The following is a 19,886-nucleotide window of genomic DNA, read 5'->3' on the forward strand; positions in this document are numbered from 1 at the left end:
CTCATCGCGCTCCATTGCAGATCGCCCGCGTAGCGCCAGGCCATCCGTCCTGCCTCATCGAGCGCGAACAAATGCAGCCAGCCATTGTCGAACAGTGCCCGCACATTGTCGTGGCGGCTCAGCACATCGCTGATCGCCTCGCGGGGCGCTTCGATGCAGACCGACAGGCGCAACGGGTCGTGTGCGTAGCTCTCGCCGTCATGGACCGATTGCCACGGAAGGCCGGCCCTGAGCAGGCCGCCATTGCCTTCGACGACGCCGATTCCGCCGGTGACGTTGTGGAGCAGCTTGTTGCCGGCCCCGAATATTTCGGGCGCCACGGTCGATCCGTAATATTGCAGGCTGATCCAGCTCGCCACCACGACCGGCGCGGTCAGGATCAGTTCGAGTACGCCGAAGCTGGTGTCCTGCTTCCAGTCGTAGTCGTGCAGGAAGGCGCGGCCGTCGAGGCTCCTGCCGGTGGTGCGGGTCCGGGGCGCGGCGATGAACGCCTTGCATCCGGCGAGCGACCATTCGGGGCGCGTCTCCGCCCAGTCGCGGCCGCGTCTTGCGACGGAACCCTGATGAGCCGCCCGCGGCAGCCGAAGCGCGCGCTCGCCCCGGGCGAGCTTGCCCGCCGCGGCGAACCAGATCCGCGCCTGGCTGATATCGTGCTGATGGGCGGCGGAGGGATGATCGTCGGCGTAGAGGGTCACCGCGTCGGTGGTGGTGTCGTGCAGCGCCGCGAGGAACAGCGTGTCTGCGGGAATCGCGATGCCGTCCGGCGCCAGCCCGGCCCTGACCTCGGGATCGTTCAGCAGCGCTGCCAGCAGCCGGGCGTTGACCTCCCCCGAATAGCCGCCGCAGGCGCCGCACTGCAGCCCGCTGGCGTGCGGATTGTTGACGACATTGGCGCCGTGCCCCGCCAGCACCACCAGCCGCGCGAAGCGATCGGTCAACGACATCGCCCGCAACACGGCAGCGGCCGCCCGGGTCCGGTCGGCGAGATCGAGCGCGGGGCTGAGCAGCGGCGCGGGGTCGTTCGCCGCCGGCGCGGCGCGCAGTCCGAGCGCATCGGTCACGAGCTTGCCGACATAGATCGGACCCGTCGCCTCGACGAAGGCGAAAGAGGAGACGGCGGCGAATTTGAACCGGCCCCAGGCCCGCGTCGCCCGGGCCTTGACCCGTTCGGACTGATCGCGCGATGCGACATCGGGCCCGCCGGCGCAGGATCTGAGCGCGGGGTTGAGCAGCACCGGAAGCCGCAGCTCGTCGATATCGGACGCCAGGCGGCGGTGCGCGGTGGCCAGCCCGAAGAAGCCGGCGAAGCCGAGCGTCTGGACCTTCGGATTGACGCTCTCGAGCGCGCGGCGGAACACCTCCGAGCGGACGTCGATGCAGAACGCGGCCTGCAGCGCCGGGCGATCAGCGATCGCCGCAATGGCGGGCTTCGCCAGCGTGTTCGCGAGCGCCCGCTGCACCGCGCGCTCCGCCGCCTCTTGAAGGATCGCGTCGGTCACGAGGTCGGGCGTCGCCGCGATCGGCGCGCCATGCGCCGCCGACACGCTCGCCCACCTGGCGGCGATCTGCGGCGCGTAGCGAAGCCACAGCGCCTCTTCCCAGATCAGCCGGATCGCCAGCAGGTCGGTGATCGTCTGATCCGAGCCGCCGGCGAGCTCCGCCTGCCAGAGCGTGTAGCGGGCATATTGCGCCCAGCCCCCGAGGGTCATGAGCATCTGGTGGAAATAGCTGTCCATGGCCGCCTGCTTGAGGCCGAGCCGTTCGGCGGCGCGGGCGATCACCGCGAGCGCGCTGTCGGGGGCTTCCGAGACATGGAAGGCGAAGCCACGCAGCCCGGCGATTTCCGGCGTCAGATCGTGCGTCGTCACCGCCTGCCAGGCGGCAAAGGCGCCCTTGCCATGCGGCGCGGCCCACAGCGCCTGGCCTTCGTCGAAATAGCCCGCCGCCCAGGCGCCGAACCGCTCGGCGATCAGGCCCGGCCAGTCGACGCCGGAGACGTCCGCCGCGAGATCGGCGATCGACGGCAGCGCGCGCGGCTTGGGCGTATCCGACGCCGCGGCGGCCTTCAGCGCCGCCAGATCGGCCGGCCTGAGATCGCGCGGCGCCGAGAGCCAGGCCTCCAGCAGGTCCTCGTCGGAGATCACGCCGGCTGAAATCCTGTCGTGAAACCAGCGCCGCGGCATGGTGACGGCGACGCCCGCGACCCGCGCAAGGCGTGCGCCCGCCATCGCGAGGCTCTCGCTTGTCTGCCCGAGGAAGGGATTGACCGCGACGCTCGACGCCAGCGGCCAGACCGGAGGAATCGCCCGCGCCGCGCGATCCGCCGCGGCTTCGAGGCGTTTCAGATCGGCCATCGCCGGGGATTGGGGATGAGACATTTTCACAGCTCCGGATTGATCAGGATGCGTTGCGGGTGGCCCAGCCGCCGACGAGGCGGTCGAACACCGCGTTGGCGTAGAAGCCGTTGGAGAGGTGCACGCGCAGACCGGCGGCGGCCGGGTGATAGGCCCACAGCGGGAACATCGCCTGCACGATGGCGATCAGGCCGAAGCTGACGAGCGCGATTACGATGAGCGCCCATTCCAGCGGCCCGGGCGTCGGCGTCGCCGGCAGCACGCTGGCGGTCAGCAATGTCGCCGAGCTTTGCAGCGCGAAGTAACCGACCGACGTCGCCACGGCGTAGACCGCCGTGCGCAGGGTGAGCGCCTTGGGCGCCGCATCGGCGAAGCCCTGCGCCAGCATATAGGCGACGCCGAAGATCAGGATGGCGCCGAGCGCGACGACCTGGGGCGATTTGTGCGTCAGGCCGAAGCCGAGCCCGACCAGGATGTAGATCACGAGCGCGGCCAGGAAGGCCCGCCCGACCGCGCCGGCGTCCGGGATGGCGACCGGGCCCGGCCTGCGGATCGCCGCGACCCGCTCCACCGCGCCGCCGGAGGCGAGGAAGGAGTGGGCCTTGTAGAGCGAGTGCGCCACGATGTGCAGCAGCGCCACCGGGAACAGCGCCAGCCCGCATTCCAGGATCATGAAGCCCATCTGGGCGACCGTCGACCACGCGAGCGAGGTCTTCACCGCCGGCTGGGTCAGCATCACCAGGCCGCCGAACACCGCCGTGAAGCCGCCGATCATCACCAAAGCGGCGAGCACGGCGGGGGCCAACAGCATGACGTCGGCGAAGCGGATCAGCAGGAAACCGCCGGCATTAATCACGCCGGCATGGAGCAGCGCCGACACCGGGGTGGGGGTCTCCATCACCTCGGTCAGCCAGCCATGGGCCGGAAACTGCGCCGATTTGAGAACCGCCGCGAACGCCAGCAGGCCGGCCGCTCCGACCGCCAGACTGCCGCCTTCGCCCAGCCGGGCGGCCTGCAGGATCGAACCGATATCGGCGGTGCCATAGGCGGCCGCCAGCAGGGCGGCGGATCCGATCAGCGCGACATCACCGAGGCGCGCGGTCACCAGCTTCTTGCGCGCCGCGCGCCGGGCGGGCAGCCGGTCCGGGTAGAACAGCAACAGCCGATGCAGGAACACGCTGGTGGCGATCCAGCACAGAACCAGCTGGACGAGATTGCCCGCGGTCACCAGCAACAGCACCGCCGCCAGCGTCATGCACAGCCAGCCGGTGAACGGACCCTGCCGGGCCTCGCCGTCCAGATAGGTTCCGGCATAGCGGACGACGACCCAGCCGATGAAGCTGACCAGCAGCAGCATCACGGCGCTGACGGCGTCGAGCCGGAGAGAGAATCCAGCACCGTACAGCCCGAGCACGGGACTGACATGGGTTCCGGAGACGGCCAGCCCCGCCGCCGAAGCGAGAGCGGCCGCAAGCGCCAGCAGCGCCGCGGCTTCGGCCAGTCCGGGGAGGCGTTTTGGCCGGAGGCCGGTGTTCGCGAAGCTGACCGCCGCAACGGCGAGCAGCGCAATGGGCGCCAGCAATGGCAAGTGATGGATTGGCACGGAGTAACCCCTTCGACGCCGAGTTCGGTTCGACGGCATTGGTAGGGGCGTAGGCGGCGTGAGAAAAATTCATTGTTCCGACGGTATCGTTCGTTTTAAGAGAACGATATGAGGGACCTGAACTTCAACCATCTGCGTTATTTCTGGGCGGTCGCGCATCAGGGCAGCCTGACGCGGGCGGCCCAGCATATGAACCTGTCGCAATCGGCGCTGTCGGTTCAGATCCAGAAGCTCGAACACCAGATGGGCCATCCGCTGTTCGAGCGGGTGGGCAAGAGGCTGGTCCTGACCGAGGCCGGAAAGATCGCGCTGGACTATGCCGACACGGTGTTCAAGGCCGGCGACGAGCTGATGAGCACGCTGCGCGGAAGCCCTGTGGCGAGCCGTCAGGTTTTCAGCGTCGGGGCGCTCACGACCTTGTCGCGAAACTTCCAGCTCGAATTTTTGCGGCCGCTGGTCGGCCGGGCGGACGTCGAACTGATCGTCCGGTCGGGCAATATCCGCGACCTGCTCGCGCAGCTGGAGGCGCATACGGTCGACGTCGTTCTGGCGAACAGCGCCGCTCCGCAGGACGCACGCTCACCGCTGCGCAATCATCTGCTTGCCGAGCAGCCCGTCAGCCTGGTCGGCCGCCCCCGCAAAGATCAGCGCCCGTTCCGCTTCCCGGAAGACCTGCGCACCGAGCCGCTGCTTCTGCCCAGCCTCGACAGCGATATCCGTGTGGCGTTCGACCGGGTGCTCGAACTGGCGGGCGTCCGGCCGACGATCCTCGCCGAAGTCGACGACATGGCCATGCTGCGTCTGCTCGCGCGCGAGCGCGAGGGCGTGACGCTGGTGCCGCCGATCGTGGTGCGTGACGAACTGGAAGCCGGGATTCTGGTCGAGCACTGCCGCATCCCGGAGGTCACCGAGAGCTTCTACGCGATCGTGAAGAAACGACGTTTTCCAAACCGGCTTCTCACCGACGTGCTCGGCATCGCCAAGGCCGCGACATCGAAGGCCGCATAGCCAGGCAGGGCGAAGCTCCGCGACGACGATCAGACCGGGCTACGATCAGCTCCGTCGGTCGATCTTCGATTCCGAAGCCTGCCGGCGGCCGGCTTGGTGCGGTTCGATTTCGATCGACCGTAGCGCGCATCCGAGGCCATCCCGGCGGCCGCCAGCGTGATGCCCAGACTCGCGAAGGCGAGCCATGACGGGATCAATTGCAGCCAGAGGACGGTCGCCGACAGCGCGACCGCCAGCACCGACAGCATTCGCACACGACGAAGCGGGGGCGTCAGCGGCGAGTCGTTCGTTCGTGCCACTGCGCAGCTCCCATGGATCGCCGCGGCGTTCCGATTGTGGTCGAGACGTCGACCGGCAGCACAAAGCCCATCGATGCGCGGTTCGGCAGTTCGTCGAGCCGGCCGAGCAGGTGGTGCCGATCGAGGATGCGCCGTGACCGCCGATGCCGGGCGCCGAGCCAGAAAGTGCCGCGTCGACCGATATTCCTGAGCACTCGCTTGAATCGTCCAATCCGAACGGCGAACCGGTTGCCGCGATTTTCGACGTCGAGTTCGAAGCGATCCGTCTCGAACACGAACGCGCATCCGTGCGGCTCGCAAATGTTTCTTGCGAACGCCAGCGCCGAGCTTCTGAGCAGGAACAGCCCGCCGATCGGCCGGTCGGCGTCGCGGGCGACCCAGAAGCCGTCGCTGTCGCGTCCGATGAAGAAAACCGCGATCGCCTCGCTGAGGACGTTGCGGTCGGGGCGGCGGAGCTGGCGTGTCGCGCCGCCGTCGCGCTTCGCAGTGGTGGAGCACGGCTCGCGTTGCATGATGGCACCTGTCATGGGGATGCGGGTCATTGCCGGGGCGTCGGTCGCGCAAAGGCGATCTGCAGGCGGCAGGAGTGCGTACGAGCGCGCTCCACCGCGGTCAGAACCAGCCGCAATCGGTAGGCGACATAGTGGTCGGCTACTCCGCGCACCAGCAGAAGCGCGCAACGCACCCACTGGCCAGGCTGCGGAGCGTCGTTCAACGACATGGCGGCCACGGCGACCCCCCTTTTTAAACCAGGCGGATCATAGGCAGAGCAGGGCGTAGGATTGCGAGATGGAGGACGGCTGTGTCTTATAGGAGCCGCATAAGCAGTCCGGCCGACGCCGCCCTCATTTCCACTTATGCCGAGAGGCCCCGAGCACTCTCGATTTTATATGCGCCTCCCATGCATCGTCTCACCGAGCCATTTGCGTAAGAGCTCGGTTGGAGATGTAAAATGGGCAATGCCGCTGACGAGGGCCACGGTGGTGATCTCACCCGCAACGACAGCTATCGTTTCTATCTGATCACGCGGGACGCCGCGTGGAGCGAACGAGACGGCAAGCCTCAGCGCGAACACGGCGGATTGATCCACGGCCGTCAGGCCTTGAGACATCTGGGACGCCCGTTCAGGGTGCTGGTGGACATGATCACCCGCGCGAAGGTGCGGCGTCTGGCGCGTGAACTGGAGCTGCGCGGGGTTTGCTACGACCAGCCGAGCCATTCGCGCGTCACCGCGGTCTCGATCGCCTCGATGATCGAGACCATCGACAAGGTCGGCGCTGCGCCTCGCCAGCCTCAGCCTCAGCCTACGGCGCCGGCCGCTGACACGCCGCCGCGCTGGGCGCCGGTTGCGGCGATGGGGCGTCGCGCGATCAAATCGGTCGCGACCTTTCTGTTTCCCGAGTGGGGCCAGCGCGCCAGCAAGTATCAACCGGAACGGCACTACATGCGTGGACCGGGACCCAAATGGCGGGAGAAGCAAGGCCAGTACGCGGTCGCCGCGAGGCCGAACCGGTCTCACCACCACTAGCGCGGAATGACTTATCTTCGAATCGTCATGCCGCTCTCGTTTTTTGTTTGAGCATGATCTTTTCCGAAAACCGGGGACCACTTTTCGGGATCATGCTTTAGCGAATTGCCGGAGTAAGAATCGCCGCGACGGCTGGTTCGTCAGCCGTCGCGGTTCTGATTCGTCACACTGCGATGAGATCCCGGTGTTCTCCGCCATAGCCGCGATACGACAGGAAAACGCCGGCGACTGCCTTGGCCACCGCCATCTTGGCGGATTGGTCGAGCTCGACCAGCGGAAGCCGAACCCACGGCGCCGCAAGGCCGAGCAGGCACAGCGCGTATTTCAGCGCCGCCGGCGTCGCATCGGGCAGGACCGCCTGGCCGAGCGGCGCGAGATGCGCGGCGAGCGTCCTGGAGCTGACCAGATCCGCCTGCCGGCAATATTGGTAGATCGATCGGCAGAGATCGGGCGCGATGTTCGACAGGATCGACACGCAACCATCGCCGCCGGCCGCCAAATAAGCGCCGGCGGTGGAGTCGTCGCCGGTCAGCAGATGGAAGTCCGGCGGAAGTTTCGATCGCAGGCGAACGAGGCGCGCGATATCGCCGGTGGCGTCTTTGGCGCCGGCGAATCGTGGGATGTCCGCGAGCCGTTGCATCGTTTCGTCGGAGAGCTCCCGCGCCGTCCGTCCCGGCGCATCGTGCAGCACGATCGGCAGCGCGGTCGCCTGGGCGATCGCGCTGAAATGCGCGACGATGCCGCTTTGCATCGGCTTGTTGTAGTAGGGCACCACCGACATCACGGCGTCGGCGCCATTCGCTTCGGCGCGCCGCGTCAGGTCGATCGCCTGACTGGTCGAGTTCGAACCCGCGCCGGCGATCACCGCGACGCGGCCGCAGGAAATCGCCACCGCGGCGCCGATCAGCGCGTCATGCTCGGTGAGAGTCAGCGTGGACGCCTCGCCCATCGTCTCGGCGACGAGAACCGCTCTCGCGCCCGATCGGATCTGCTGCTCGCACAACATTTCGAAGGAGCCCCAGTCGATCCGGTCGTTGGCGTCGAAGGGCGTGGGCAGATCGGCGATGAAGCCGGTCAGCCATGGCGTCGAAGAATTGATCGGGTTGGTCATGGAATCAGGCCGCCTTCCCGACGGAAGCAAAGTTGCAGCGATAGGCCGACAGCAGGAACGCGGATGGACAGCGCACGCCGGCCTCGATCCGGAAGCCGAGTTGCTCGAGCCTCGAGCGGACCTTGTGCCCGATGCCCTTTTCGTCCGACTGGATCGCCACCACGATCGTGGCCGTCGCACCGAGGAAGCGCGAGGCGCTGACGATCGACGCCTCGATCGCCTGAAGGGTGCGGTCGCCGGCGATCAGCGCCGCGCAATACTGGCCGCGGCGAACGTAAAGGCCGCTCGCGGTCGCGCATCGAAGATATCCCCGACGATGCAAATCCCGGTGAAGCAGCAGGCTGTCCGCACCGGCGACGATGATCGGGTGCGATGTGGCCAGACGCGCGAGACCGATCATGGTCTCGATCGCCAGGTCTGATGACGTTGGGCGCGCGAGGGAGGTCATTGTGCGGTCCTCGGAGATGCAAATCGCGTATCAGGCGGCCCGACGGCAGGGCGCCGCGTGTTCGATCCGGGACGCAAGGCGAGGAGACGAGGGAATGCCGTTCAGGCTGAGTTCGAGAACGTGTGCAGCGTCGAAGATGGTCTCCGGATGAGAGCCGTTCTGCAGCAACGCAAATTTGAGGGCGGCGGCGCGGCTGACGAACAGGCCGCCATAGCGGCCGGTCTGTTCCAGCGCGACCCAGCCGCCCCGGTGGTTCTTGCCGATCAGGACGATGTGAGAACTACACGACGGAGGTTCGGTCTGTTCCATTGGAGTGTCCTTCGAGGTTCGACGTTCCGCCGACTTGCGGCGTCTCCCTAATATTCGACCGACCTCATAAAGTTTCGAGGGCGATCCCGCCGGCATCTCATAAGAACGCTGTGGGGCATGGCGGCCGGTGTTCGGGGGCGACGCGGATTGTCACGGTGCTGCGACGCGTCAAAATATAAATGCGCGATAAAGATGACGCGGCTCCCACCCCAGGGCGAGCGAAGCCACGCCGGATAACCTCAGCAGGGGCGCCGGTTTCGCCGTTCCCTTTATGCAATTCCTATAACTTCGAGGGCGACCTCCCCTCGAAACCATATGCCCAATGCGGCACATAACCATCGGTCGCGATCGGCCTTGGTCGCGTTATCTGCGATCGGCATCGATCGTTCGCGCGGCGATCAGTGATCGGAAGCCGCAAGGAGCACATCTCATGTTGGACGTCATCATGCTGACCCTCGGTGTCGGCTTCTTCGCTTTGTCGATCGGCTACGCATACGCCTGCGATTGGCTTTGAGGAGAACGACCATGACACTTGAATACTCACTCGCGGCGCTCGTTGCCGCCGGATTGTTGCTCTACCTCACCTACGCCCTGCTGCGGCCCGAGCGGTTCTGATCCGGGAGTTCGCGGTCCTGCGCCGGATCGAGTCCGGCAGTCGCGCGACACATCCCGACACGCTCAAGCGAAAATCTGAAGGCTGACACCATGACACTCTTTGGTTGGATACAAATTCTCCTGTTCTGCGCGATCCTGATCGCGTCGGTGATACCGCTCGGCTGGTATATGACGCGCGTCTTCAACGGCGAGTGGACCCCCTTGACGCCGGTGCTGCGCCCGATCGAGCAGGCGCTGTACTGGGCGGGCGGCGTCGACCCCAAGCGTGAGCAGCATTGGCTGACCTACGCGGTGGCGATGCTGCTGTTCAACGTCGGCGGCCTCCTGATTCTGTACGCGCTGCTGCGGCTGCAGGCGGTGCTGCCGTTCAACCCCGCAGAGCAATCGTCGGTCGCGCCGGATCTGGCGTTCAACACCGCCGTCAGCTTCGTCACCAACACCAATTGGCAGGCCTATGGCGGTGAGACGACCGTCTCGTATCTGACGCAGATGCTCGGCCTGACCAATCAGAACTTCTTGTCCGCGGCGACCGGCATTGCCATCGCGATGGCGCTGATCCGCGGCTTCTCGCGGGCGTCCGCGCGCACCGTCGGCAATTTCTGGGTCGACGTCACCCGAACCACCCTCTACGTGCTGCTGCCGATCTGCATGGTCGGAACGATGGTGCTGGTCTGGCAGGGCGTGCCGCAGAATCTCGGCGCCTATACGGAGGCCACGACGCTCGAGGGCGCCAAGCAGGTGATCGCCCAGGGACCGGTGGCGTCGCAGATGATGATCAAGCATCTCGGCACCAATGGCGGCGGGTTCTTCAACGTCAACGCGTCTCACCCGTTCGAGAATCCCACCGCGCTGACCAACTTCATTCATATGTTCGCGATCCTGCTGCTCGGCGCCGGGCTGACCAACGTGTTCGGCCGGATGGTCGGCAACCAGCGTCAGGGCTGGGCGATCTTCGGGGCGATGGGCGTGCTGTTCATTGCCGGCATCAGCGTCGCCTATTGGGCGGAGGCATCGGGCACCAGCGGCCTCAGCTCGCTCGGTCTGACCGGCGGCAATATGGAGGGCAAGGAAGTCCGCTTCGGCATCGCCGCCTCGGCGCTGTTCGCGGTGGTCACCACGGCGGCGTCCTGCGGCGCGGTGAATTCGATGCATGACAGCTTCACCGCGCTCGGCGGAATGATCCCGCTGATCAACATGCAGCTCGGCGAGATCATCATCGGCGGCGTCGGCGCCGGTCTCTACGGAATGCTGCTGTTCGTCGTGCTGGCGATCTTCATCGCCGGTCTGATGGTCGGCCGCACCCCGGAATATGTCGGCAAGAAAATCGAGGCGCGCGAAGTCAAAATGGCGATGCTCGCCATCCTCGTCCTGCCTTTGATGTATCTGGGCTGGACCGCGGTCGCGGTGGTGATGCCGTCGGCGGTGGCGTCGATGGCGAATGCCGGCCCGCACGGCTTCACCGAGGTGCTGTACGCCTTCACGTCGGCCACCGGCAACAACGGCTCCGCCTTCGGCGGTCTGTCCGCCAACACGATGTTCTACAATCTGACCTTGGCGTGCTCGATGCTGGTCGGCCGGTTCTTCATGATCATTCCGGCGATGGCATTGGCGGGTTCGCTCGCCGCCAAGAGATCGATCCCGCCGTCGGCAGGCACCTTGCCGACCACCGGCCCGCTGTTCGTCGGCCTCGTCGTCGGCGTCATCCTGATCATCGGCGGCCTCACCTTTTTCCCAGCGCTGGCGCTCGGTCCGATCGTCGAGCATCTCTCGATGTCCGCCAACACGCTGTTTTGAAACGTTATAGGGAGTGACCACGATGTCAGCTGTCAAAACAACCAGGCGGACCACGGGATCGGCGATGCTCGATCCTGCGATCGTGATCCCCGCGATTGGATCCGCGTTCGTCAAACTTGATCCGCGCGCGATGATCAAGAATCCGGTGATGTTCGTCGTCGAGATGGTCGCCGTCTTGACCACCGCGATCTTCATCAAGTCGATCGTCATCGACGGCGGGGGCGCCAGCTTCGGTTTCACGCTGCAGATCATCCTGTGGCTGTGGTTCACGGTGCTGTTCGCCAATTTCGCCGAAGCGGTGGCGGAAGGTCGCGGCAAGGCACAGGCGGACACGCTGCGCCAGACCATGACCAATACCAAGGCGAAGAAGCTGCTGATGGAGGGCAACTACGAACTCTATGAGGGCGTGCCCGCCGAAAATCTGGAGCAAGGCGATCTGGTGCTGGTCGAGGCCGGTGACCTGATCCCGAGCGACGGTGAAATCATCCACGGCGTCGCCTCGGTCAACGAAGCCGCCATCACCGGCGAATCCGCTCCGGTGATCCGCGAATCCGGCGGCGACCGGTCGGCCGTCACCGGCGGCACCATGGTCATCTCGGATCGCATCGTGGTGCGGATCACCGCGGCCAAGGGCAATTCGTTCCTCGACCGCATGATCAAGCTCGTCGAAGGCGCGGCGCGCCAGAAGACCCCGAACGAGATCGCGCTCAACATCCTGCTCGCCGGGCTCACGATCATCTTCGTGTTCGCGACGGTGACGATTCCGAGCTATGCGGCCTATGCCGGCGGACAGATTTCGGTCGTCGTGCTGGCGGCGTTGTTCGTGACCCTGATCCCGACCACGATCGGCGCCTTGCTGTCGGCGATCGGTATCGCCGGCATGGACCGTCTGGTGCGCTTCAACGTGCTGGCGATGTCCGGCCGTGCGGTCGAGGCCGCCGGCGACGTCGATACGCTGCTGCTCGACAAGACCGGCACCATCACGCTCGGCAACCGGCAGGCCACCGCCTTCCGGCCGGTGTCCGGCGTCAGCGAGGAAGCGCTGGCGGATGCGGCCCAGCTCGCGTCGTTGGCCGACGAAACGCCCGAAGGCCGTTCGATCGTGGTGCTGGCGAAGGAGAAATACGGCCTTCGCGGGCGCGACCTCGCGGAACTGTCGGCGACCTTCGTTCCGTTCACCGCGCAGACCCGCATGAGCGGCGTCGACGCGGGCCACTCGTCGGTCCGCAAGGGCGCCGTGGACGCGATCCTGAACTACGTCAACGGCGGCGGAAGCCGTGCGGTCGCGTCCGGCAATGCGGTGCGCGCCCTGCATCCGGGCATGTCCGACGCCGCCCGCGAAATCTCCGCGATCGCCGACGAAGTCGCCAAAGCGGGCGGCACGCCGCTCGCCGTGGCGAAGGACGGCCGTCTGCTCGGCGTGGTGCACTTGAAGGACATCGTCAAGGGCGGCATCCGCGAGCGTTTCGCCGAGCTGCGCCGGATGGGCATCCGCACCGTGATGATCACCGGCGACAATCCGATGACCGCGGCGGCGATCGCCGCCGAAGCCGGTGTCGATGACTTCCTGGCGCAAGCGACGCCCGAGGACAAGCTGAAGCTGATTCGTGACGAGCAGGCCAAAGGCAAGCTGGTGGCGATGTGCGGCGACGGCACCAACGACGCGCCCGCGCTCGCTCAAGCCGACGTCGGCGTCGCCATGAACACCGGCACGCAGGCGGCGCGCGAGGCCGGCAACATGGTCGACCTCGATTCCAACCCGACCAAGCTGATCGAGGTGGTCGAAATCGGCAAGCAGTTGCTGATGACCCGCGGCGCGCTGACCACGTTCTCGATCGCGAACGACGTCGCCAAGTACTTCGCCATCATTCCGGCGATGTTCCTGGCGTTCTATCCGCAACTCGGCGTGCTCAACGTGATGCAGCTGGAAAGCCCGCAAAGCGCCATCCTCTCGGCGATCATCTTCAACGCGCTGATCATCATCGCGCTGATCCCGCTGTCGCTGAAGGGCGTGGCCTACCGGGCCGTCGGCGCGGGCGCATTGCTGCGGCGAAATCTGTTGATCTACGGGCTCGGCGGCATCGTCATTCCGTTCGCCGGCATCAAGGCGATCGACCTTGCGATCACCGCCTTGCATCTCGTCTGAGGAGAACATCCATGTTGAAAGAAATTCGCCCCGCACTCGTCGTTCTCGTCCTGCTGACGGCCATCTGCGGTCTTGCCTATCCGCTGGCCATGACCGGCATCGCCGGGGTTCTGTTCCCGGAGCAGGCCGCCGGAAGCCTGATCGTCAAGGACGGCGCCGTGATCGGTTCGGCGCTGATCGGCCAGGAGTTCAAGGACGACAAGTACTTCCACGGCCGCCCGTCGGCGACCTCGGCGGCTGACCCCGCCGATCCGACCAAGACGGTGTCATCGCCCTACAACGCCGCCAACTCCAGCGGCTCCAATCTCGGGCCGACCAGCAAGGCGCTGAACGACCGCGTCAAGGAAGACGTCGACAAGCTCAAGGCCGAGAACCCCTCGGCCGCGGTGCCGGTCGATCTGGTCACCGCCTCGGGCAGCGGACTCGACCCCGAGATTTCGCCGGAGGCCGCCTTGTTTCAGGTCCCGCGCGTCGCCCGTGCCCGCGGTCTGTCTGAAGACGGCGTCCGCAAGCTGGTGAACGCGCAGACCAAGGGCCGCTTCGCCGGCCTGCTCGGTGAGCCCCGCGTGAACGTGCTTGCGCTCAATCTGGCGCTGGATGCGACCACCAGGAAGTAGCCCTCGCTAGGCGGACGTCGATCCGGGGACTATATTCAGGAATGGCCAACCCTCACTCCGATTTCGACCAACGACCGTCACCCGAGGCGCTGCTGGAGAAGGCGCGCCGCGAGGATGCCGGCGTCGGCCGGCTCAAGATCTTTGTCGGCGCCGCCCCCGGCGTCGGCAAAACTTATGAGATGCTGCAAAGCGCCCACGCCAAGCTGAAGGCCGGCGTCGACGTGGTGGTCGGCGTCGTCGAGACCCACGGGCGGGCCGAGACCGAGGCGCTGCTGCAGGGGCTCGAGATCTTGCCGCGGCAGCGGCTCGACTACCGGGATCAGGTGCTCGAGGAGCTGGATCTCGACGGGTTGATCGCACGGCGTCCGCAGCTCGCGCTGGTCGATGAACTCGCCCACACCAATGCGCCGGGCAGCCGGCATCCCAAGCGCTATCTCGACGTCGAGGAATTGCTGACCCACGGCATCGACGTCTACACCGCGGTCAATATCCAGCACATCGAAAGCCTCAACGACGTCGTCGCCCAGATCACCCATGTCCGGGTGCGCGAAACCGTTCCGGACTCGGTGTTCGATCGCGCCGACGCCCTTGAACTGGTCGACCTCACGCCCGACGACCTGATCCAGCGCCTCAAGGAAGGCAAGGTCTACGTTCCGAAACAGGCGGAGCGGGCGCTCGAACATTACTTCTCGCCGGGTAATCTCACCGCGCTGCGCGAACTGGCGCTGCGTCGCACGGCGGAGCGGGTCGACGAACAATTGCTGACCCATATGCAGGCCAACGCGATCTCCGGCCCATGGGCGGTCGGCGAACGTATCCTGGTCTGCGTCAACGACGATCTGCGCGCCGCCGGACTGGTTCGCTACACCAAGCGGCTGGCGGACCGGCTACGCGCGCCATGGACCGCAGTGAACATCGAGACCCGTCGCAATCTCCAGCTCAGCGAGGAACGCCGCGACCGGCTCGCGGATACGCTGCGGCTGGCCGAGGCGCTGGGCGGCGAGGCGCTGTCGATCCCGAGCGCCGGCCACGGCATCGCCGCGGACATCCTGCGCTTCGCGCGCGCCAACAACGTGACCCAGATCGTGATCGGCACCGCGCCGCGGTCGTGGTGGACGGGTATGTTGCGCAATTCGGTCGTGCACGGTCTGGTCGGCCACGCCGGCAATATCAGCGTGCATGTCATCGCCGGCGACAATCTCGCCGCTGAGCCGGTTCCGAAGAAGACGGTGCGGACCGCCGAGCGTACCGAGCCGTTCGACGTCCGCGCTTATCTGATGGCGCTGCTGCTCGTCGGCATCGGGCTCGGCATCGCCGAACTGATCGAGCCGCTGTTCGGCATCGAAAACGTCGACCTGGTGTTTCTCACCGCGGTGGTCGGCGTCGCGGTGCTGTACGGCCTGTGGCCATCGATGCTCGCCAGCGTCACGGCGTCATTGTGCTACAATTTCTTCTTCCTGCCGCCGGTCTACACGCTCACCATCACCGACCCGACCAACATCGCTGCGTTCTTCCTGTTCATGTTGATCGCGCTGCTGGTCTCCAACCTCGCCGCGCGGTTGCGGACGCAGGCGATCGCTGCGGCCGGACGGGTGCGGACCACGGAATCGCTCTATGCGTTCAGCCGCAAGCTGGCAGGAACGGCGGCGCTGGACGACGTGTTGTGGGCGACCGCGTATCAGACCGCGCTGATGCTGAAGGTGCGGGTGGTGCTGCTGCTGCCCGAAGCCGGAATCATCGCCGTCAAGGCGGGCTACCCTCCGGAAGACCAGCTCGATCCCGCCGATCTCGCCGCGGCGAATTGGGCGTGGAACAATGACCGGCCGGCCGGGCGCGGGTCGGATACCCTGCCGGGCGGCAAGCGACTGTTCCTTCCGATGCGGACCGGACGCGGCCCGATCGGCGTGATCGGCATCGACAACGACCGGACCGGGCCGCTGCTGACGCCGGACCAGCGCCGGCTGCTGGACGCATTGGTGGATCAGGGCGCGCTGGCCATCGAGCGCGTGCAACTGGTCGAGGATATGGATCGGGTCAAGCGCAGCATCGAAACCGACCGGCTGCGATCCGCACTGCTGACCTCGATCTCGCACGATCTGAAGACGCCGCTGGCGTCGGTGCTCGGCGCCGCCGGCACGCTGCGCGGCTTCTGGACCAAACTCTCTGAGGCCGAACGGACCGAGCTGCTGTCGACGATCGTCGATGAGTCCGAGCGGCTCAACCGCTTCATCGCCAATCTGCTCGACATGACCCGGCTCGAATCCGGTGCCGTGGTGCCCAACACCGCGCCGCACGATCTCAGCGAAGTAGTCGGCAGTGCGCTCAGCCGCGCCAGCAAGATCTTGTCCCATCACAAGGTGGAGCTCGACCTCGCGCCGGAACTGCCGATGGTGAATCTCGACGCCGTGCTGTTCGAGCAGGCGTTGTTCAACCTTTTGGACAATGCCGCGAAATACGCCCCCGAACAAACCACGATCTGCATCAGGGCGCGCCGTGAAGGGCGCTCGGTGATCCTGCAGGTGATCGATGAAGGCGGCGGCATTCCGCCTCATGATCTCGACAGCGTGTTCGAGAAATTCTATCGAGCGCAGAAAGGCGATCACGTGCGCGCCGGCACCGGGCTCGGATTGGCGATCGCGCGCGGATTCGTCGAAGCCCTGCACGGCACCATCGTGGCGGCCAATCGAACAGATCGAAACGGAGCCGCGATGACGATTACCTTGCCAGTCCCGGTCTCGACCAAATCGTTGGACACCGCCGCATGAATGGCGCACCGCTGAAGATTCTGATCGTCGACGACGAGCCGCCGATCCGCAAATTGCTGCGCATGGGCCTGGGCACGCAGGGCTACGAGGTGCTGGAAGCGTCCAACGGCAAGATCGCGCTCGAGCTTCTGAAGCAGGGGCCGGCGTTGATCATCCTCGATCTCGGCCTTCCCGATATTCAGGGCCACGAATTGCTGCGCATGATCCGGGGGCGCAATGACAGCGTGCCGATCGTGGTGCTGTCGAGCCGCGGCGACGAGGCCGGCAAGGTCGAGGCGCTCGATCTGGGCGCCGACGATTATCTGACCAAGCCGTTCGGCATGGATGAATTGCTGGCGCGGATGCGCGCGGCGCTGCGGCACCAGCTCCAGGTTCACGGCGAGCGACCGGTGTTTCGTTCGGGCGATCTGTCGGTCGATCTGGTCAGGCGCCTGGTCAAGGTCGGCGACAGGGACGTGAAGTTGTCGCCGAAGGAATACGATCTGCTCAGGATCCTGGTGCAGCACGCCGGCAAAGTGCTGACGCACAAATTCCTGCTCGGTGAGCTGTGGGATCCGTTGACCGACGCGCAATATCTGCGGGTCTATGTCCGGCAACTCCGACAGAAGATCGAAGCCGATCCGGAGCGGCCGCAATTCGTCCTCACCGAGACCGGCATCGGCTACAGGCTTCGCGCCCCCGACGACCCTGCGAAGACCGTGCTTTCTCTCGAAAACTGACCGTTGCTTCGCCATGCGCGCTTCTGGAGCGACTATGAAGATTGCTGACTTTCTTTCGCCCGCGAATGTCCTGTTCGACCTTCGAGGCTCCGACAAGAGCAAGCTGCTGGCGGATTTGTCCGCACGCGCCGCGGCCGGAGTCGATCTGGCTCCCACGCAGGTCGCGCCCTATCTGATCAAGCGCGAAGAACTCGGATCGACCGGAATCGGCGAAGGCGTGGCGATCCCGCACACAAGGCTACCGGATCTGCGGCGCCCGTTTGGACTTCTTGCGAAACTGCGGACGCCTGTCGAATTCGATGCGATCGATGCTCAGGCGGTCGATATCGTGTTCGTTCTGTTGTTGCCCGCGGTCGCCGACAACGCGCATCTCGGTGAGATCGCGCTGGTGGCCCGCACCTTCCGATCGGCGGAAACGCGCGAACGCGTCCGCCGCTCGAAGGATGCCTCACAGCTCTATGCGGCGGTCAGCTGCGCGTAGATCAGGGTGACGGATCGTCGGATCGTCGTCTTGAAAAACCGGAATCCCTTCTTCGGGATCAGGTCTGGTTCGCCTGCGCGCCGCGCTGTCCGGAGCGTTTCCGAGGTGCTTCGCCTTGGGCCAGACGAACGGCGGCGAGCAGCGTCGTGATCAGCGCGATCATGACGACGCTTTTCCATTCGATCATTTGGTGTTCCTTGGGCCGGCGTCGTCAGGGGGCCGGCGCGACGGCGATCGCCCGCGCGGCCATTTGCCGGCGCGACCATGTCGCGCCACGCCATAGGAATGCGAGACGGACCGGGCCGCCGCCGCAAAGGAGGGGCATATAGATTCGCCTGAACCGATCGTCGGAAGCTGCGGGGATTTGCGGCGATCAGCTGCTCGCCTCGCCGGGTCTCGCTCAGGGGCAGGCGCTACGCGAGGGCAGGCCTTTGAAAAGGTCGCGTTTCTGTTCGCGGCGGCGCTTGGCCGGCGGCTCCGGTTTGTCGGCGATCCCGACCGCCGCTGCGAATGCGCTGCGCAACCGGGGGGCTTCGATCTCCTGGAGAAAGCGGTGCAGGATCTCGCTGGAATCACGCTTATCAGCGAGAATCGCCGCGCAGACACGCGTGCTGGTGCGACGGAAGAATCCGAACGAGTCGGCGCGGCCTGCATGGCCCAGCCGATCGATCTCACCGGCGAGAGCCAGAACACTCTGCCGGTCGGAATCGTCACGGGTCACGGCGAAACGCAGAATGGCCAGCTGCCAAACCCGCATCAGTCGTTCATGGAGTTTCGGAATCGCGTCCAACTTCGATGTGTGCGGCGGTTGCGGCGAGAACGAACGCAGCCCGGCGTCATGCGGAGGCGAAATCCGTGGCGGCATGGCTGCGAGCATTGCTTCGATCTCGTCCTTCGGAGCCTGATCCGGCGCGAGCAGCGGGCGCTTATCAGCCCGCCGTCGACCGGGCAGGCTCGGCGCGTTTCCGAGCGCGGCTGGCGTCCTGTGGCGCGGCCTTCTCGCGCAGACCGTCACGGCCGGGAGCCGGCCGCGATCAAGCGTTGGCAGAAGAACGCAGGCGGACTCGCCGTTTCGGTTGAATGAGGTTGGGGCGCCGGGGAGCCAGCCTGCCGGCCGAGCGACCATGCGCATCGGCCTGGTCGGCGACTACGCCGCGCGCCGCTGGAGGACCGGCGCGGCTGTCGGCATCGTGTCGAAAGCGAGTTCGACTTCGGTCGCCAGTTCGATGATCGCCTCTCTTCGGCGTCCGTTCTCGAACAAAGCATATTTGACGGCGTGCTCGCGGCTGACGAACAGGCCGCCGAAGCGTCCGTGCTGCTCGCGGGCGATCCAGCGGCCGCGATTGTCCCGACCAATCAGGACGACGTTCAGCTGTTCGCCACGCAAAGGAGGTTCGACGATACTCATGTTCAATCCCTTCATCGGGTCGATGACCCGCGTTTCCGAGCGGTCGGACGCACTCATCGGAGCAGCGGCGCGATTTGACCGCACCGTCGAATGTGGTTCGCTCGGGATAGGAATTCGAGAATGCCGGAGAGGCGACCTCATAAGCGTCGCATAAGCGCGAAGCGTCACGCGTCGGGCGTCAGGCCATGAGGTCGCCGGCGGCGTCGCGCGGGAAAGCGAGACGCGTCCGGCGCTGAAAACAGAGTCGCGATATCAATGAGAGCGGCATCTCGGGTCATCGCGATGCGCCATGGCGTGCGACCGCGTTGCGTCGCGGACAGCGGTCGCCGCGCCCGCAAACATCGCGGTGGGATGGAGGCTATAGCGTTTTCGAGCGAAGTGGATACCGGTTCGCGTGAAGAAAACGCGTCAGAACAAAAAGTTAGAGCTCCGGTTCTGATTCTATCAGAACCGGAAAAGCTCTAGCAGACTGTTGAAGAAGTCCTGCATTCATTGGGATTGAAGGTTGCAGTCGTTCGACATGCGACGGCTTCAGCTTTGAGTGCGGATGGCCTCGCTGTCTTGGGGAGCTTCACGCCGCTGCTCTCAGGAGCTTTGGTAGGCGGATCAGATTGTAGGCCGCCAGCGCCAGGTTGAAGGCGGCGTCGACCCGGTCGCGGCCTCGCAACTTGACCTTGGCGA

The 19,886-nt window shown here is 65.8% G+C and carries 19 protein-coding genes; 9 read left to right on the forward strand and 10 right to left on the reverse strand.

Features of this window, described 5'->3' with window-relative positions:
• Both BMY71_RS23940 and BMY71_RS23945 read right to left on the reverse strand, forming a co-directional pair.
• Positions 1 to 2,378, reverse strand: a 2,378-nt coding sequence (locus BMY71_RS23940; protein ID WP_139202736.1) for a YbcC family protein, incomplete at its 3' end; no start/stop codon positions are given.
• Positions 2,379 to 2,397: 19 nt separating this feature from the next.
• Positions 2,398 to 3,957: a proton-conducting transporter transmembrane domain-containing protein gene (locus BMY71_RS23945; RefSeq protein ID WP_175557777.1), complete on the reverse strand. Its 1,560-nt coding sequence runs from the start codon at positions 3,955 to 3,957 to the stop codon at positions 2,398 to 2,400.
• Between the two features lie 108 nt (positions 3,958 to 4,065).
• Here BMY71_RS23945 and BMY71_RS23950 point away from each other — a divergent pair, with 108 nt between their 5' ends.
• The gene (locus BMY71_RS23950; protein ID WP_092686373.1) at positions 4,066 to 4,965 is read left to right on the forward strand and encodes a LysR family transcriptional regulator; all 900 of its coding nucleotides are present in this window, start codon (positions 4,066 to 4,068) and stop codon (positions 4,963 to 4,965) included.
• A gap of 29 nt (positions 4,966 to 4,994) precedes the next feature.
• Here BMY71_RS23950 and BMY71_RS23955 read toward each other — a convergent pair whose 3' ends face one another.
• Positions 4,995 to 5,264 (reverse strand): hypothetical protein, encoded by a 270-nt coding sequence (locus tag BMY71_RS23955; RefSeq protein WP_139202737.1) that lies wholly within the window; start codon positions 5,262 to 5,264, stop codon positions 4,995 to 4,997.
• Positions 5,237 to 5,776: a hypothetical protein gene (locus tag BMY71_RS23960; RefSeq protein WP_139202738.1), complete on the reverse strand. Its 540-nt coding sequence runs from the start codon at positions 5,774 to 5,776 to the stop codon at positions 5,237 to 5,239. Before BMY71_RS23960 ends, BMY71_RS23955 begins: the two co-directional genes overlap by 28 nt.
• A gap of 440 nt (positions 5,777 to 6,216) precedes the next feature.
• On the opposite strand from BMY71_RS23960, the gene BMY71_RS23965 reads away from it, so the two are divergent.
• Entirely contained in the window at positions 6,217 to 6,792 is a 576-nt protein-coding gene (locus BMY71_RS23965) for a hypothetical protein (protein WP_092686376.1), read from the forward strand.
• 163 nt (positions 6,793 to 6,955) lie between these two features.
• Here the strand turns inward: BMY71_RS23965 and dapA are convergent, their stop codons facing one another.
• From dapA to BMY71_RS23980, 3 genes are read right to left on the reverse strand one after another with little or no spacing between them, the layout of a single operon-like run.
• Positions 6,956 to 7,903, reverse strand: coding sequence for a 4-hydroxy-tetrahydrodipicolinate synthase (gene dapA, locus BMY71_RS23970; protein WP_092686377.1), 948 nt, complete (start codon positions 7,901 to 7,903; stop codon positions 6,956 to 6,958).
• 4 nt (positions 7,904 to 7,907) lie between these two features.
• Positions 7,908 to 8,351 carry a hypothetical protein gene (locus BMY71_RS23975; protein ID WP_092686378.1) on the reverse strand — a complete coding sequence of 148 codons (444 nt, stop codon included), beginning with the start codon at positions 8,349 to 8,351 and terminating at the stop codon, positions 7,908 to 7,910.
• A 30-nt stretch (positions 8,352 to 8,381) separates the two neighbouring features.
• Positions 8,382 to 8,660 (reverse strand): hypothetical protein, encoded by a 279-nt coding sequence (locus BMY71_RS23980; RefSeq protein ID WP_011501085.1) that lies wholly within the window; start codon positions 8,658 to 8,660, stop codon positions 8,382 to 8,384.
• Between the two features lie 525 nt (positions 8,661 to 9,185).
• Here BMY71_RS23980 and BMY71_RS23990 point away from each other — a divergent pair.
• From BMY71_RS23990 to BMY71_RS24020, 7 genes are all read left to right on the forward strand, one after another.
• Entirely contained in the window at positions 9,186 to 9,275 is a 90-nt protein-coding gene (locus tag BMY71_RS23990) for a K(+)-transporting ATPase subunit F (RefSeq protein WP_139202739.1), read from the forward strand.
• Positions 9,276 to 9,365: 90 nt separating this feature from the next.
• Entirely contained in the window at positions 9,366 to 11,069 is a 1,704-nt protein-coding gene (gene kdpA, locus BMY71_RS23995; RefSeq protein ID WP_092686380.1) for a potassium-transporting ATPase subunit KdpA, read from the forward strand.
• Between the two features lie 22 nt (positions 11,070 to 11,091).
• Positions 11,092 to 13,215, forward strand: a complete 2,124-nt coding sequence (gene kdpB, locus BMY71_RS24000) for a potassium-transporting ATPase subunit KdpB (protein WP_175557778.1) — start codon at positions 11,092 to 11,094, stop codon at positions 13,213 to 13,215.
• A gap of 11 nt (positions 13,216 to 13,226) precedes the next feature.
• On the forward strand, positions 13,227 to 13,832 hold the full coding sequence (locus tag BMY71_RS24005; RefSeq protein WP_092686382.1) for a K(+)-transporting ATPase subunit C: 606 nt from the start codon (positions 13,227 to 13,229) through the stop codon (positions 13,830 to 13,832).
• Positions 13,833 to 13,873: 41 nt separating this feature from the next.
• On the forward strand, positions 13,874 to 16,597 hold the full coding sequence (locus tag BMY71_RS24010; protein ID WP_092686383.1) for a sensor histidine kinase: 2,724 nt from the start codon (positions 13,874 to 13,876) through the stop codon (positions 16,595 to 16,597).
• Positions 16,594 to 17,316, forward strand: a complete 723-nt coding sequence (locus BMY71_RS24015) for a response regulator (protein WP_092686384.1) — start codon at positions 16,594 to 16,596, stop codon at positions 17,314 to 17,316. The genes BMY71_RS24010 and BMY71_RS24015 overlap by 4 nt, the downstream gene beginning before the upstream one ends.
• A gap of 34 nt (positions 17,317 to 17,350) precedes the next feature.
• Positions 17,351 to 17,797, forward strand: coding sequence for a PTS sugar transporter subunit IIA (locus BMY71_RS24020; RefSeq protein ID WP_092686385.1), 447 nt, complete (start codon positions 17,351 to 17,353; stop codon positions 17,795 to 17,797).
• 58 nt (positions 17,798 to 17,855) lie between these two features.
• Here BMY71_RS24020 and BMY71_RS25485 read toward each other — a convergent pair whose 3' ends face one another.
• The 3 genes from BMY71_RS25485 to BMY71_RS24030 form a co-directional block, all read right to left on the reverse strand.
• Positions 17,856 to 17,984, reverse strand: a complete 129-nt coding sequence (locus BMY71_RS25485; protein ID WP_283804826.1) for a hypothetical protein — start codon at positions 17,982 to 17,984, stop codon at positions 17,856 to 17,858.
• 213 nt (positions 17,985 to 18,197) lie between these two features.
• A complete protein-coding gene (locus BMY71_RS24025) occupies positions 18,198 to 18,674 on the reverse strand; it encodes a hypothetical protein (protein ID WP_244526162.1) in 477 nt (158 codons plus the stop codon).
• Positions 18,675 to 18,944: 270 nt separating this feature from the next.
• Positions 18,945 to 19,205, reverse strand: coding sequence for a hypothetical protein (locus BMY71_RS24030; protein WP_041805625.1), 261 nt, complete (start codon positions 19,203 to 19,205; stop codon positions 18,945 to 18,947).
• Positions 19,206 to 19,886: the final 681 nt, after the last annotated feature.

It is taken from the genome of Rhodopseudomonas pseudopalustris (assembly GCF_900110435.1).
In the GTDB taxonomy this organism is placed as follows: domain Bacteria; phylum Pseudomonadota; class Alphaproteobacteria; order Rhizobiales; family Xanthobacteraceae; genus Rhodopseudomonas; species Rhodopseudomonas pseudopalustris.

What these genes read in the sequence shown, in the direction of transcription:
- BMY71_RS25485 (WP_283804826.1), bottom strand. Translation starts at nt 17,984, where the DNA reads ATGATCGAATGGAAAAGCGTCGTCATGATCGCGCTGATCACGACGCTG.
- BMY71_RS24010 (WP_092686383.1), top strand. Translation starts at nt 13,874, where the DNA reads ATGGCCAACCCTCACTCCGATTTCGACCAACGACCGTCACCCGAGGCG.
- BMY71_RS23975 (WP_092686378.1), bottom strand. Translation starts at nt 8,351, where the DNA reads ATGACCTCCCTCGCGCGCCCAACGTCATCAGACCTGGCGATCGAGACC.
- BMY71_RS23950 (WP_092686373.1), top strand. Translation starts at nt 4,066, where the DNA reads ATGAGGGACCTGAACTTCAACCATCTGCGTTATTTCTGGGCGGTCGCG.
- BMY71_RS24025 (WP_244526162.1), bottom strand. Translation starts at nt 18,674, where the DNA reads ATGCTCGCAGCCATGCCGCCACGGATTTCGCCTCCGCATGACGCCGGG.
- dapA (WP_092686377.1), bottom strand. Translation starts at nt 7,903, where the DNA reads ATGACCAACCCGATCAATTCTTCGACGCCATGGCTGACCGGCTTCATC.
- kdpA (WP_092686380.1), top strand. Translation starts at nt 9,366, where the DNA reads ATGACACTCTTTGGTTGGATACAAATTCTCCTGTTCTGCGCGATCCTG.
- kdpB (WP_175557778.1), top strand. Translation starts at nt 11,092, where the DNA reads ATGTCAGCTGTCAAAACAACCAGGCGGACCACGGGATCGGCGATGCTC.
- BMY71_RS24030 (WP_041805625.1), bottom strand. Translation starts at nt 19,205, where the DNA reads ATGAGTATCGTCGAACCTCCTTTGCGTGGCGAACAGCTGAACGTCGTC.
- BMY71_RS23965 (WP_092686376.1), top strand. Translation starts at nt 6,217, where the DNA reads ATGGGCAATGCCGCTGACGAGGGCCACGGTGGTGATCTCACCCGCAAC.
- BMY71_RS23980 (WP_011501085.1), bottom strand. Translation starts at nt 8,660, where the DNA reads ATGGAACAGACCGAACCTCCGTCGTGTAGTTCTCACATCGTCCTGATC.
- BMY71_RS24005 (WP_092686382.1), top strand. Translation starts at nt 13,227, where the DNA reads ATGTTGAAAGAAATTCGCCCCGCACTCGTCGTTCTCGTCCTGCTGACG.
- BMY71_RS23990 (WP_139202739.1), top strand. Translation starts at nt 9,186, where the DNA reads ATGACACTTGAATACTCACTCGCGGCGCTCGTTGCCGCCGGATTGTTG.
- BMY71_RS24015 (WP_092686384.1), top strand. Translation starts at nt 16,594, where the DNA reads ATGAATGGCGCACCGCTGAAGATTCTGATCGTCGACGACGAGCCGCCG.
- BMY71_RS23960 (WP_139202738.1), bottom strand. Translation starts at nt 5,776, where the DNA reads ATGCAACGCGAGCCGTGCTCCACCACTGCGAAGCGCGACGGCGGCGCG.
- BMY71_RS24020 (WP_092686385.1), top strand. Translation starts at nt 17,351, where the DNA reads ATGAAGATTGCTGACTTTCTTTCGCCCGCGAATGTCCTGTTCGACCTT.